This is a genomic window from Methylobacterium sp. Leaf399, from assembly GCF_001424525.1.
Lineage (GTDB): Bacteria > Pseudomonadota > Alphaproteobacteria > Rhizobiales > Beijerinckiaceae > Methylobacterium.
On record NZ_LMQK01000012.1, the window covers coordinates 87,219 to 100,556 of the forward strand.

At 70.7% G+C, this 13,338-nt stretch carries 9 protein-coding genes; 6 read left to right on the forward strand and 3 right to left on the reverse strand.

The window, feature by feature from the left end; translation table 11 throughout:
• Positions 1 to 37 precede the first annotated feature (37 nt).
• The 6 genes from nusA (at position 38) to ASG40_RS08605 (ending at position 8,305) form a co-directional block, all read left to right on the forward strand.
• Entirely contained in the window at positions 38 to 1,636 is a 1,599-nt protein-coding gene (nusA, locus tag ASG40_RS08580; RefSeq protein WP_055883639.1) for a transcription termination factor NusA, read from the forward strand.
• 158 nt (positions 1,637 to 1,794) lie between these two features.
• A complete protein-coding gene (locus tag ASG40_RS08585) occupies positions 1,795 to 2,592 on the forward strand; it encodes an RNA-binding protein (protein WP_055883641.1) in 798 nt (265 codons plus the stop codon).
• A complete protein-coding gene (gene infB / locus ASG40_RS08590) occupies positions 2,593 to 5,505 on the forward strand; it encodes a translation initiation factor IF-2 (protein ID WP_055883644.1) in 2,913 nt (970 codons plus the stop codon).
• A 70-nt stretch (positions 5,506 to 5,575) separates the two neighbouring features.
• A complete protein-coding gene (gene rbfA, locus ASG40_RS08595) occupies positions 5,576 to 5,998 on the forward strand; it encodes a 30S ribosome-binding factor RbfA (RefSeq protein ID WP_055883647.1) in 423 nt (140 codons plus the stop codon).
• Positions 5,999 to 6,105: 107 nt separating this feature from the next.
• Positions 6,106 to 7,128 carry a tRNA pseudouridine(55) synthase TruB gene (gene truB, locus ASG40_RS08600; protein WP_055883650.1) on the forward strand — a complete coding sequence of 341 codons (1,023 nt, stop codon included), beginning with the start codon at positions 6,106 to 6,108 and terminating at the stop codon, positions 7,126 to 7,128.
• Positions 7,129 to 7,312: 184 nt separating this feature from the next.
• A complete protein-coding gene (locus ASG40_RS08605; RefSeq protein WP_055883654.1) occupies positions 7,313 to 8,305 on the forward strand; it encodes a catalase family peroxidase in 993 nt (330 codons plus the stop codon).
• 1 nt (position 8,306) lies between these two features.
• Here the strand turns inward: ASG40_RS08605 and ASG40_RS08610 are convergent, their stop codons facing one another.
• The 3 genes from ASG40_RS08610 to ASG40_RS08620 form a co-directional block, all read right to left on the reverse strand.
• The gene (locus tag ASG40_RS08610) at positions 8,307 to 9,479 is read right to left on the reverse strand and encodes a M20 aminoacylase family protein (protein ID WP_055883657.1); all 1,173 of its coding nucleotides are present in this window, start codon (positions 9,477 to 9,479) and stop codon (positions 8,307 to 8,309) included.
• 77 nt (positions 9,480 to 9,556) lie between these two features.
• Entirely contained in the window at positions 9,557 to 12,049 is a 2,493-nt protein-coding gene (locus ASG40_RS08615) for a heavy metal translocating P-type ATPase (RefSeq protein WP_055883660.1), read from the reverse strand.
• Positions 12,050 to 12,075: 26 nt separating this feature from the next.
• On the reverse strand, positions 12,076 to 13,335 hold the full coding sequence (locus ASG40_RS08620) for an ATP-binding protein (protein ID WP_055883662.1): 1,260 nt from the start codon (positions 13,333 to 13,335) through the stop codon (positions 12,076 to 12,078).
• Positions 13,336 to 13,338: the final 3 nt, after the last annotated feature.

Consider the following 13,338-nt stretch of genomic DNA (forward strand, 5'->3'; position numbering starts at 1 on the left):
GAATACGTCTCACCGACGAAGAGAAGGACGAAAACCGATGGCCGTCGTCAGCGCCAACAGGCTCGAACTCCTGCAGATCGCCGAAGCAGTCGCGCGCGAGAAGGTGATCGACCGTTCCATCGTCATCGACGCCATGGAGGAGGCCATCGCCAAGGCCGCCCGCTCGCGCTACGGCGCCGAGACCGACGTGCACGCCGAGATCGACCCGAAGACCGGGGCGTTGCGCCTGTCGCGCCACCTCGTGGTGGTGGATCAGGTCGAGAACGACGCCCGCGAGGTCACCCTCGACCAGGCCCGGCGGTTCAACCCCGGTGCGCTGGTGGGCGACGTCATCTCCGATACCCTGCCGCCGTTCGATTTCGGGCGCGTCGCCGCGCAGTCGGCCAAGCAGGTCATCGTGCAGAAGGTCCGCGACGCCGAGCGCGACCGCCAGTTCGACGAGTACAAGGACCGCATCGGCGAGATCGTGAACGGCCTCGTCAAGCGGGTCGAATACGGCAACGTCATCGTCGACCTCGGGCGCGGCGAAGGCATCGTGCGCCGCGACGAGATGATCCCCCGCGAGACCTTCCGGCCGGGCGACCGCATCCGCTCCTACCTGTTCGACGTGCGCCGCGAGGTGCGCGGGCCGCAGATCTTCCTCAGCCGCTCGCACCCGCAGTTCATGGCCAAGCTGTTCGGCCAGGAAGTGCCGGAGATCTACGACGGCATCGTCGAGGTGAAGGCGGTCGCCCGCGATCCGGGTTCGCGCGCCAAGATCGCGGTGATTTCTCGCGATGGGTCGATCGATCCCGTCGGCGCCTGCGTCGGCATGCGGGGCTCCCGCGTCCAGGCGGTGGTCGGTGAGTTGCAGGGCGAGAAGATCGACATCATCCCGTGGTCCGAGGACCAGGCGACCTTCATCGTCAACGCGCTGCAGCCGGCGGAAGTCGTCAAGGTGGTGCTCGACGAGGAGGCCGACCGCATCGAGGTGGTGGTGCCCGACGACCAGCTCTCGCTGGCCATCGGTCGTCGCGGCCAGAACGTGCGGCTGGCCAGCCAGCTTACCGGCTGGGACATCGACATCCTGACGGAAGCCGAGGAATCCGAGCGCCGGCAGAAGGAGTTCGCCGAGCGGACCGCCGTGTTCATGGAGGCGCTGGACGTCGACGAGACGGTCGGCCAGCTGCTGGCCGCCGAAGGGTTCCGCACCGTCGAGGAGATCGCCTACGTGGAGCCGGGCGAACTCGGCAACATCCAGGGGCTGGACGAGGAGAGCGGCACCGAGATCCAGGCTCGCGCCCAGGATCACCTCGCCCGGGTCGAATCGGAGTTCGACGCCAAGCGTCTCGAGCTCGGCGTCGCCGACGACCTTCGCGAGATCGACGGCATCACCACGCCGATGCTGGTGGCGCTGGGCGAGAACGACGTGAAGTCGGTCGAGGACCTCGCCGGCTGCGCCACCGACGATCTCGTCGGCTACACGGAAGGCCGCGGGCCGGAGGCCGTAAAGCACGCCGGCTACCTCGACGGCTTCGAAGTCTCCCGCGCCGAGGCCGAGGGCATGATCATGGCTGCCCGCCTCCATGCCGGCTGGATCGAGGCGCTGCCCGAGCCCGAGGCGACGGAGGACGACGCCGAAGCGCAGCCGGTGTAGCGGCCGCTCCCCTCTCCTTGCGGAGACGGGGGCCGGGGTGTTCGCGTCCGCGCCATGCGGGCCCGGCCACCCCCACATACGGTTCCTCCCCGCGAAGGGAGAAAACTCCTTTCGCACGCTCGCGTCATCCACATCCCATTCAACGGCGGCATCACCGCATGACGGCCGAACCCACCGACGACACCGAGGCCGACCTGCTCGATCCGGGTCTCGGCCGCGGCCGGGCCGACGCCGAGCGCACCTGCATCGTCACGCGGGTGGCGCAGAATCCGCGCCGGCTGGTCCGGTTCGTCCTGGCGCCCGACGGGTCCGTGGTGGCCGACCTGCGGGCGAAGCTTCCCGGGCGCGGGGCCTGGCTCACCGTGAGCCGGGAGGCGGTGGAGACCGCCGTCAAGCGCAAGCTGTTCCTGCGCGCCTTCAAGACGAAGGACGCGACGGTCGCGGCGGATCTCGCCGATCAGGTCGCGGCCGGCCTGCGGGCGGACCTGCGCCAGTCTCTGTCGCTCGCCAACAAGGCGGGGTGCGTCGTGGCGGGCTTTGCCAAGGTCGAGTCGGCGATCGGCGACAAGGCCGGCATCGCCGGGGTGATCCAGGCCTCCGACGGGAGTGCGGACGGCCGCCGTAAGATCGCGGCGGCATTGCACCGGCGCTTCGGCGATGCCATATTCAGCGTCCCGGTGATCGATGATCTGTCCAGTGAAGAATTGGACATGGCCTTGGGCCGGGATCATGTGATACATGCGGCACTCGTCGCAGGAGTCGGGAGTACCGGCTGCCTTGCGCGTTGGCGTAGGCTTCGCTTTTTCGAGGGCGCTGCCACGACGGCCGACGAGGCCGGTACGACCCGCGTTGGGCGAACCGCCTCCGATCTGCAAGACGACGACCAGACGGATTTGCCCGGCGCACAGCAGTTTGCCGGTTCACGGGACGATGGAAACCCTCAGGGTTTGGACTGAATGAGCGATACGAACAATCCGGGCGACAAGACGCAGACGAGACCTCCCGCGAAGCCGCTGTCGTTGAAGCGTCCGATCGAGCAGGGCACGGTTCGCCAGAGCTTCTCCCACGGCCGCACCAAGCAGGTCGTGGTCGAGACGGTGAAGCGCCGCGTCATCGGGGCGTCTCCGGCGCCCGCCACGCCGCCGCGGGAAACGGTCCCGGCGGCCCCGTCGCGTACGGTTCCGCCGGCCGCCCCGGCGCCGACGCGCCCGGCGCAGCGTGCCGCCTCCGGCGTGGTGCTGCGGACCCTGAGCGAGCAGGAGCGGGATGCCCGCGCCGCCGCCCTGGCCGACGCCCAGCGTCGCGAGCAGGAGTCCCGCCGCATCGCCGAGCAGGAGGCCGCCCAGCGCCGCGAGCAGGAAGCCGCCGAACAGCGCGAGCGTGACGCCGCCGCTGCGCGCAAGCGTGAAGAGGAAGAGCGCCGCCGCCTCGAAGAGGAAGAGAAGCGTCGCGCCGCCGAGGAGGCGCGCAAGCTCGCCAGCGAGGAGGCCGCCCGCAGTGCCGAGGTGACCGCCACGACGCCGGCCGCCGCGCCGACCAAGGCGACGACGCCGATGCCGCAGGCGCCGACCAGCGTGCGTGTCGCGCCGGCACCTCCGGCCCGCCCGGCCGCAGCGGCTCCGGCTCCCGCCGCACCGGCGGCGCCTGCCCGTCCCGCCGCACCCGCGGCACGGCCGCCCTTGACCGCCAGGCCGACCCCGGCCGAGCCGCGCAAGACCATCACGGCCGATACGCGCAAGCCCCGCGACCTGAACTTCATGGCACGCCCCGCCCCGGCGCCCGAGCCGGAGGCGACCCCGACGGCCGCCACCGCCACGCGTCCGGCCGGCGCCGCTGCCACCACGGCCCGCGTTCCGGGCCGCCCGCAGGCCGCCGAGGAGGAGAGCGAGCAGAAGCGCGTGATCCGTCGTCCGGGCATGCCGCTCAAGATCATCACGCCGCCCAAGACCCCCAAGCAGCCGGGCGGCGACCGCAATCGCGGCCGTCTCACCATCGCGACGGCGACCTCGGGAGAGGACGAGCGCACGCGCTCCGTCGCCTCCTTCCGGCGGCGCCAGCAGCGCATGAGTGGAAACCGCCACGTCGAGCAGAAGGAAAAGCTGTCTCGCGAGGTGACCATTCCCGAGACGATCACCATCCAGGAACTCGCCAACCGCATGTCGGAGCGAGCCGTGGACGTGATCCGTCTGCTCATGAAGCAGGGCCAGATCCACAAGATCACCGACGTGATCGATTCGGATTCGGCGCAGATCATCGCGGAAGAGCTCGGCCACACCGTCCGTCGCGTTGCCGAGTCCGACGTCGAGGAAGGCCTGTTCAACGACGAGCCGGACCTGGAGGAGGATCTCGATCCCCGTCCCCCGGTCGTCACGATCATGGGCCACGTCGACCACGGCAAGACCTCGCTGCTCGACGCGATCCGCAAGACCACCGTCGTCTCGGGCGAGGCCGGCGGCATCACGCAGCACATCGGCGCCTATCAGGTCGCTTCGCCCTCGGGCGAGATGATCACCTTCATCGACACCCCCGGCCACGCCGCCTTCACCTCGATGCGCGCCCGTGGCGCCAAGGTGACCGACGTCGTGGTGCTGGTGGTGGCGGCCGACGACGGCGTCATGCCCCAGACCGTGGAGGCGATCAGCCACGCCAAGGCGGCCGGCGTGCCGCTCATCGTGGCGATCAACAAGATCGACAAGCCCGAGGCGAATCCGCAGCGGGTCCGCACCGAGCTGTTGCAGCACGACATCCAGGTCGAATCGATGGGCGGCGAGACGCTCGAATTCGAGGTCTCGGCCAAGACCGGCGACGGCCTGCCCGACCTCCTCGAAGGTCTGCAGCTCCAGGCCGAGATCCTGAACCTGCGCGCCAACGAGACCCGCGACGGCGAGGGCACGGTGATCGAGGCCAAGCTCGATCGCGGCCGCGGCCCCGTGGCCACCGTGCTCGTCCAGCGCGGCACCCTGTTTACCGGCGACATCGTCGTGGCCGGTGCCGAATGGGGCCGCGTGCGCGCCCTCATCGACGACAAGGGCGAGAACGTTTCCTATGCCGGCCCGTCGGTGCCGGTGGAGGTGCTCGGCTTCAACGGTACGCCCGATGCCGGAGACCGCGTCGCGGTGGTGCCGAGCGAGGCCCGTGCCCGCGAGGTCACCGAGTACCGTGCCCGCCAGAAGCGCGAGCGTCTGGCCGCGCGGACCGGCGGCGCCAATCGCTCGCTGGTCGACATGATGCGCGACCTCAAGGAGGGTGCCGGCCGCAAGGAACTGGCGCTCGTGGTCAAGGGCGACGTGCAGGGCTCGGTGGAGGCCATCAACGGCGCCCTCGAGAAGCTCGGCAACGACGAGGTCTCGGCCCGCATCCTGCTCGCGGGTGTCGGCGGCATCACCGAGTCCGACATTACGCTGGCGGAGGCCTCCAAGGCCGTCGTCATCGGCTTCAACGTGCGGGCCCACAAGGAAGCCCGCGAGTCGGCCGAGCGCAACGGCGTCGAGATCCGCTACTACAACATCATCTACGACCTCGTGGACGACATCAAAGCGACGATGTCGGGCATGCTCCCGCCGACGCTCCGCGAGGAGCGCCTGGGCGAAGCGCAGATCCTGCAGATCTTCGACGTGTCGAAGGTCGGCAAGATCGCCGGTTGCCGCGTCACCGACGGTGTCGTGCAGCGCGGTGCCCATGTCCGCCTGATCCGCGACGAGGTAGTGATCCACGAGGGCAAACTCTCGCAGCTCAAGCGCCTGAAGGACGACGCCAAGGAGGTCATCTCCGGCTACGAGTGCGGTATGTCCTTCGAGAACTTCCAGGACATGCGCGCCGGCGACGTTATCGAGTGCTACCGGGTCGAAGAGGTCCGCCGCACGCTCTGACGGCTTGGGGCATCAACGTTGCGGCGGCTGCAGCCCTGCTGCGGCCGCCGTTTCCTTTTGAAGATTGACCATGGCCCAGAAACCCACTCCGACAGGCCCCTCGCAGCGCCAGCAGCGCGTCGCCGAACTGGTCCGCCACGCCCTGGCCGAGGTGCTCCAGCGCGGCGACGTCCAGGACCCGACCCTGAGTTCCCACGTCATCACCGTGCCCGAGGTCCGGATGTCGCCCGACCTCAAGATCGCCACGGCCTACATCATGCCGCTCGGCGGCAAGGACGAGGCGCCGGTCATCGCCGCGCTCGAGCGCAACAAGAAGGTATTGCGCCAGGAAGTGGCGCGGCGCGTGAACCTGAAGTTCGCTCCCGACCTGCGCTTCCTACGCGACGAGACCTTCGACGAATACGGCCGCATCGACGCCCTGCTGCGTTCGGAGAAGGTGAGGCGCGATCTCGAATCGGGTGCGAGCCCGGACCCCGACTCGGAGCCGGCCTGACCGCCGGCCCGACCGCGACAATCACAGACCGGGACCGGTCGCAGGCACCCGCGGGCCATCGATGCCCGCCGCGCAGGCCGCGTTCCGTTCCCCGCTTCGAGGATAGCATGATCGACGACCCCCTGATCGAGCCGCCCGCCCTCCCCTCCGATACGCCGATGCGCGAGCCGCAGCGTGGCGGGCGGCGGCAGGGTCGCGGGGCGCCCGATCCGAACCGGCCGAAGAAGCGCGACGTCAACGGATGGGTCATCCTCGACAAGGGCGTGGGCATGACCTCGACCCACGCGGTGGCGGTGGTCAAACGCGCGTTCAACGCCAAGAAGGCGGGCCACGCCGGCACCCTTGATCCGCTGGCCTCCGGCATCCTGCCGATCGCGCTCGGCGAGGCGACCAAGACCGTTCCCTTCGTGATGGACGGGCGCAAGGCCTACGTCTTCACCGTCACCTGGGGCATCGAGACCGATACCGACGATGCGGAGGGGCGCCCCGTCGCCACCAGCGACACGCGGCCGACCCGCGAGGCGGTGGAGGCGGCGCTGCCGACCTTCACGGGCGCCATCGAGCAGGTGCCGCCGCGCTATTCCGCCATCAAGATCGCGGGCGAGCGCGCCTACGACCTCGCCCGCGACGGCGAGATCGTGGAACTCGTCGCCCGGTCCGTGCAGATCGATCGCCTCGCGGTCGTCGACCACGCGCCGGATCGCACGGTCATCGAGGCCGAATGCGGCAAGGGCACCTATGTCCGGGCGCTCGCTCGCGACCTCGGGCGCGTGCTCGGTTGCTGTGGCCACGTCTCGGCCCTGCGCCGTACCCGCGTCGGTCCCTTCACGGAAGCCGAATCCTGCGTCGTCGCGACCCTGGAGGCCGGTGGACCCGACGGCAACGGCGCCCATCTCCACGGTGTCGAGACGGCCCTCGACGCGGTACCCTCGGTTCCCGTCTCGCGCGACATGGCCCTGCGCCTGATGCGGGGCCAGCCCGTCATCCTGCGCGGACGAGACGCGCCGATGGAGGGCAAAGCCTTCGCCACCTGCGGCGGGATCCTTGTCGCAGTGGGCGACGTCGAGCGCGGCGAGTTGGTGCCGCACCGGGTGTTCAACCTCGGCGGGACCTCGAACCGCTCCGCGTGACCGGGCAGTGACCCGGTTTCATCCTTGGAATCGGTTCAAACACGGGCAAGTGAGTTGCGCGCCATCGATCTCCTGCCAAGGTAACGTCCGGTAGCGGGGCGGCGAATTACGATTCGTCGCCGGCGCCGATGCGGCCCGGTGATGCGGCCCGCACGGCACGCCGATCCATCGGGAGATCCACATCATGTCATTCGCACTCATCGGACGCGGCAGCGCGCTCGCCGTCACCTGCCTTCTGGCGACCTCCGCGCTCGGCCAGGACGCCGAGCCGCAGGCCATCGTCGACGCGCAATTCGCGACGGCCGGAAACCAGAAGGGCGTGCGCGCCAGCGGCGCCAAGGGCGTCTGCGTCAAGGGCACGTTCACCCCGTCGACCGAGGCGCCGAGCCTGACAAAGGCCCCTCATTTCGCCAAGACGGTCCCGGTGACCGCCCGGTTCTCGATGGGCGGCAGCAACGCCAAGATCTCGGACAAGGCCAAGCCCGTGACCCGGGGCTTCGCCATGCGCCTGTCCGACACCACCGGCGACCTCGTGTTCGTGATCATCTCGGCGCCGGTATTCTCGGCCAAGACGCCCAAGCAACTGCTCGACTTCGCCACCGTCCGCATCCCGGGGCCCGACGGCAAGCCGGACGCCGACAAGATCAAGGCGTTCGCCGCCGCCAACCCCGAGACGACCAAGCAGAGCGCCTGGCTGAACGCCCGTCCGGTCCCGGCGAGCTATGCCGGCGTCGATTACTGGGGCGTCCATGCCTACACGCTGACCAATGCCAAGGGCGACAACACGGTCGTCAAGCTCAAGACGGTGGCCACCGCCGGGCAGCTCGGCCTCTCGGACGAGGACCTCAAGGCGAAGCCCGACAGCTTCTATGCCGACGAACTGAAGGAGCGCTTCGCCAAGGGTCCGGCGAGCTTCGACCTCGTGGCCATCCTTAGCGAAGCCGGCGACCCCACCGGCGATCCCACCGCGATGTGGCCCGAGGAGAATCGCAAGAGCGTCAAGCTCGGCACCCTGGCGATCACCGCTCTGGAGCCGAACGCCACCTGTGACGCCAACACCTTCGACCCCGTGGTCGATCTGCCCGCCGGAATCGCCGGTCCGACCGACGACCCGATGTTCGCGGTCCGCTCGCCGGCCTACGCGGTCTCGCTGTCGCGCCGCGCCGCGGGCCAGTAGCTCATCCGCGGACCGGCAAGCCGGTTTCCACCAGCCGCGCCCAGAGCGAAGCGCCGTAGGGCGCGGCTGCATCGCAGAAATCGTAGTCGGGGTGGTGCAGGCCGGCCGAATCGCCGTTGCCGAGGAAGATGTAGGCGCCGGGGCGATTCTCCAGCATGTAGGAGAAATCCTCCGCCGCCATCATCGGCGCCACGTCGCGGTCGACCCGGTCCTCGCCGACGATGCCCGCTGCCACGTCCGCCATGAAACCGGTCTCGACCGGGTGGTTCTCGGTCACCGGATAGCCGCCGCTGTAGTCGACCCTGGCGGTGGCGCCGAAGCCAGCGGCCACATGGGTGACGAGGACGCCGATCCGCTCCTGCATCACCGCCCGCACCGGCTTTGCCAGCGCACGCATGGTGCCGCGCATGGTGACGCGGTGCGGCAACACGTTGAAGGCCTCGCCGGCCTCCATCGCACAGACCGACACCACAGCCCCCTCCAACGGATCGACCGAGCGCGAGACGATCGATTGCAAGGCGACGATGATATGGCTCGCCACCAGCACGGAATCGATGGCGAGGTGAGGCAGGGCCGCATGCCCGCCGCGGCCGTCGATGGTGATGGTGAAGCGGTCGGTGGAGGCCATGATCGGGCCCGGCCGGATCGCGAAGGACCCCAGCGCCAGGCCCGGGATGTTGTGCATGCCGTAGACGGTGTCGATGCCGAAGCGCTCCATCAGCCCGTCGCGCACCATCGCCTCGCCGCCGCCGCCGCCCTCCTCCGCCGGCTGGAAGATGAGCACGGCGGTACCGTCGAAATCGCGGGTTTCGGCGAGATAACGGGCGGCCCCGAGCAGCATCGCGGTATGGCCGTCGTGGCCGCAGGCGTGCATCCGCCCCTCCACCGTCGAGCGGTAGGGCAGGTCGCGGACCTCGCGGATCGGGAGGGCGTCCATGTCGGCGCGCAGGCCGATCGCCCGGTTCGAGCCGTGCGCCCTGCCGCGGATGACGCCGACGACGCCGGTGCGGCCGATGCCGGTGGCGACCTCGTCGCAGCCGAAGGCCCTGAGCTTGTCGGCCACGAAGCCCGCCGTGCGGTGGACCTCGTAGAGAAGCTCGGGGTGGGCATGCAGGTCCTGCCGCCAAGCGGTGATCTCGTCCGCGAAAGCGGCGATCCGGTCGAGGACAGGCATGGGACTGATCTTTCGGGGAGGCGGACACCCATGAAGGCGCAGGCCGGTGCAGCAAGCAAGGGGCCAATCCGCGTGATTCACCCCCCTCCAACGCCGGCGCGACGCAGGCGCAGGGCATTGGCCAGCACGAAGACGCTCGACAGGGCCATGGCGGCCGCGGCCAGGACCGGAGAGAGGAGCGGGCCGCCGAAGGGAAACAGCGCTCCGGCCGCCACCGGGATCAGCGCGACGTTGTAGGCGAAGGCCCAGAACAGGTTCTGGCCGATGTTGCGCATGACGGCACGCGACAGGGCCAGGGCGGTGACGACGCCCGAGACGTCGCCGGACATCAGCACCACGTCGGCGCTCTCCACGGCGATGTCGGTGCCGGTGCCGATGGCGATCCCGACATCGGCCTCGGCCAGGGCCGGGGCGTCGTTGATGCCGTCGCCGACGAAGGCGATGGGTCCGTGGGCGCCACGCAGGCGGCGCAACGCATCGACCTTGCCCTCCGGCAGGACCTGCGCCTCGACGTGCGCGATGCCGAGGGCGGTGGCGATGCGCTTAGCCGTGGCGCCATCGTCGCCGGTGATCATCGCGACGACGAGGCCTTGCCCCTTGAGCGCGGCCACCGCGGCCGCCGCTTCCGGCCGGACCGGATCGGACACCGCGAACACGGCGGCGAGGCGGCCGTCCACGGCCACGTGCAGCGGGCTACGTCCGCCGGCCTCCAGGCGCTCGGCCTCCTCCGCCATCGCCGCGATGGGGATGACGAGCCGATCCATGTAGCGACGCGATCCCACCGCCACCGTTCGGCCGCCGATCCGCCCGGCAACGCCGTGGCCGGGCACCGCCTCGAACCCCTCGACCTCGCCGAGGGCCAGGCCCTTGGCCTCGGCGGCCTTCGCCAGCGCCCGCCCGATCGGGTGCTCGGAATGGGCCTCGAGGCTTGCCGCCAAGGCCAGGACGGCATCGGGCGAGACGCCGGGGGCCGCCGCGAGGTCGGTCAGGGTCGGCTGGCCGAGGGTGAGCGTCCCGGTCTTGTCGAAGGCCACGACCGTCACGTCGCGCAGGGCCTGCAGGGCGGTGCCGTTCCGGAACAGCACGCCCGATTCGGCAGCCCGTCCCGTCCCGACCATGATCGAGGTCGGGGTGGCCAGGCCCATGGCGCAGGGGCAGGCGATGATGAGGACGGCGATGGCGTTGACGAGGGCGAACCCCAGCGCGGGGCTCGGGCCGAAGGCGAGCCAGGCGAGGAAGGTCGCGGCGGATGCCAGCATCACCGCCGGCACGAACCGGGCCGTCACCCGGTCGACCATGGCCTGGATCGGCAGCTTGGCGCCCTGCGCCGCCTCCACCATCGCCACGATCCGCGCGAGCAGCGTGTCGCTCCCCACGGTATCGACCCTGACGTCGAGGCTGCCGCGCCCGTTGAGCGTGCCGCCGACCACCGCCGCGCCGGCCTCGCGCAGACGCGGTGCGGGCTCGCCGGTGACCATGCTCTCGTCGACGAAGCTCGATCCGGCCACCACGGTGCCGTCGACGGCGATACGCTCGCCGGGGCGCATGCGCACGACGTCGCCGACGCGCAGCTCCGCCACTGCGACGTCCGTTTCCGTCCCGCCCGCCAGGCGCCGCGCGGTCTTGGGCGAAAGGTCGACGAGGCGGGCGATGGCCGAACTCGTCCGCCCGCGCGCCCGGGCCTCGAGACTGCGCCCGACCAGGATCAGCGTGACGATGAGAACGGCGGCCTCGAAGTAGAGGTGCGCCGTTCCGGGCGGCAGGATCGAAGGGGCCAGGGTCGCGACCGCCGAGTAGAGGTAGGCCGCCCCCGCCCCGAGGGCGACGAGGGCGTTCATGTCGGGATGCCCGCGCAGGAGCGCCGGGATGCCGAGGGCGAAGAATCGCCGGCCCGGCCCGGCCAGGACCAGGGTCGCGAAGGCGCCCTCGATCAGCCCGAGCCCGCGCAGGCCTAGCCCATGATGCAGGGCTTGTCCCAGCCCCGGCACCAGGTGCCCGCCCATGTCGAGGGCGACCACCGGCAGCGACAGGGCGAGGGCCACGGCGACGTCGCGGCGCAGGCTCGACGCCTCGGCTTCCTGGCGCACCGCCTGCAGCGTCCGCGCATCCGAGGTGACGGGTCCGGGTTCGTAGCCCGCGGCCTCGATCGCGCCTTCGAGATCCCGGCGCGTCACCACGCCTTCGGGGTGGTGGACGGTGGCGCGGCCCGTGGCGAGATTGACCGAGGCCGATGTGACGCCCGGGACGGCGGCGAGCGCCCGCTCGACGCGGCCGACGCAGGAGGCGCAGGTCATGCCCCCGACCGCCACCGTGGTCTCGCCCGGCGGGACGCGATAGCCCGCCTGATCGATCGCCTCGATCACCCCGGCGACGGCACCATCGGTAGCGATGCGCAGGCTGGCACGCGACGTGGCGAGGTTGACCGACACCGCCGAGACGCCGGGAACGGCCGCGATCGCCCGCTCGACCCGACCGACGCAGGACGCGCAGGTCATGCCCTCGACGGCCACGACGATGGCACGCTCGGGCGAAGACGGGTCGGCGGAGGGAGGGTTGATCATGCCGTTCATATGGTGCCGCGCCGGTGCGGATGCCGTCAGTGCAGGGTCTCGCTGCCATGCTCGGGCAGCAGGGCGCGCACGCTGGTGCCCTTGCCCGGCGCACTCTCGATGACGAGCCGCCCGCGGTGGCGGTTGACGATGTGCTTGACGATGGCGAGCCCCAGTCCGGTCCCACCCTGGGCGCGGCTCGAGGCGACGTCGACCCGGTAGAACCGTTCGGTGAGGCGCGGGATGTGTTCCGGCGCGATACCCGGCCCTTCGTCGCGCACCTCCAGGACGATCCGCGGCTTCCTCGGGTTGGCCGGCGTCTCGCGGCCGAGCGCGATGGTGACGGTTCCGCCGCCGCCGTATTTCACGGCGTTCTCCACGAGGTTCTCGACGACCCTCAGGAGTTCGTCGCGGTCCCCGAGGATGGGATAGGGCGCATCGGGCGCCGAGACGGCCAGCGCGACGCCGCGGTCGCGGGCGAGCGGCCCCTGCGTGTCGACCATCTGCCGCACGATCTGGCCGAGGTCGACGTCCTGGGTCGGGGCGACGTGCTCGCGCAGCTCGATCCGCGACAGCGACAACAGGTCGTCGATCAACCGCGTCATCCGCAGTGCCTGCGTCTTCATGATGCCGAGAAACCGCTCCCGAGCCGGCGCATCGGCACGCGCCGGCCCCTGCAGGGTCTCGATGAAGCCCAGCAGGGAGGCCAGCGGCGTGCGCAGTTCGTGGCTGGCGTTGGCGACGAAATCGACGCGCATCGCCTCCAGGCGTCGCGCCGAGGTGAGGTCGCGCAGGAACAGCACCACGTTGGGCTGCCCCCCCATCGGCCCGTCCGGCATCGGCAGGGCGCCGATCTGGACTTCGAAGGCCCGTTCCGTCGGCACGCGGGTGGCGTAGAGGGTCTTGAGCGGCTGGCCAGTGCGCAGCACCTCCTCGATTCCGTCGAGGATCTCGGGCGCCCGCAGGGCGAAGGAGAGCGGGTGGCGCAGCTTGAGGGTCGGCAGCAGGGCGCGGGCGGCGGGGTTGACCTCGATCACCACCGAACGGCGATCGACCAGGATGACCGGATCGGGGATGTTCGCGAGCAGGGCCTCGGCGATCGAATGCCGCTCGGCGGCGGTGGACTCGGGCGGCGCGACCACGGGGGATCGCCGCAGTCCTCCGATGAGGCCGCCCACTGCGACGGCGAGCACCGCAGCGGCGACGTCCCCGGCGTCGAGGCTTCCCCTCGTCCATCCGGCGCCGGTCAGAACCGCGACGGCTACACCGGCACCGGTCCAGGCGGATCTGCGGGCGCCACGGGCCATGGC

Excerpts from the sequence above, each read along its gene's own strand:
- truB (WP_055883650.1), top strand. The coding sequence starts at position 6,106 with ATGATCGACGACCCCCTGATCGAGCCGCCCGCCCTCCCCTCCGATACG.
- rbfA (WP_055883647.1), top strand. The coding sequence starts at position 5,576 with ATGGCCCAGAAACCCACTCCGACAGGCCCCTCGCAGCGCCAGCAGCGC.
- infB (WP_055883644.1), top strand. The coding sequence starts at position 2,593 with ATGAGCGATACGAACAATCCGGGCGACAAGACGCAGACGAGACCTCCC.
- ASG40_RS08615 (WP_055883660.1), bottom strand. The coding sequence starts at position 12,049 with ATGAACGGCATGATCAACCCTCCCTCCGCCGACCCGTCTTCGCCCGAG.
- ASG40_RS08585 (WP_055883641.1), top strand. The coding sequence starts at position 1,795 with ATGACGGCCGAACCCACCGACGACACCGAGGCCGACCTGCTCGATCCG.
- ASG40_RS08620 (WP_055883662.1), bottom strand. The coding sequence starts at position 13,335 with ATGGCCCGTGGCGCCCGCAGATCCGCCTGGACCGGTGCCGGTGTAGCC.
- ASG40_RS08605 (WP_055883654.1), top strand. The coding sequence starts at position 7,313 with ATGTCATTCGCACTCATCGGACGCGGCAGCGCGCTCGCCGTCACCTGC.
- nusA (WP_055883639.1), top strand. The coding sequence starts at position 38 with ATGGCCGTCGTCAGCGCCAACAGGCTCGAACTCCTGCAGATCGCCGAA.
- ASG40_RS08610 (WP_055883657.1), bottom strand. The coding sequence starts at position 9,479 with ATGCCTGTCCTCGACCGGATCGCCGCTTTCGCGGACGAGATCACCGCT.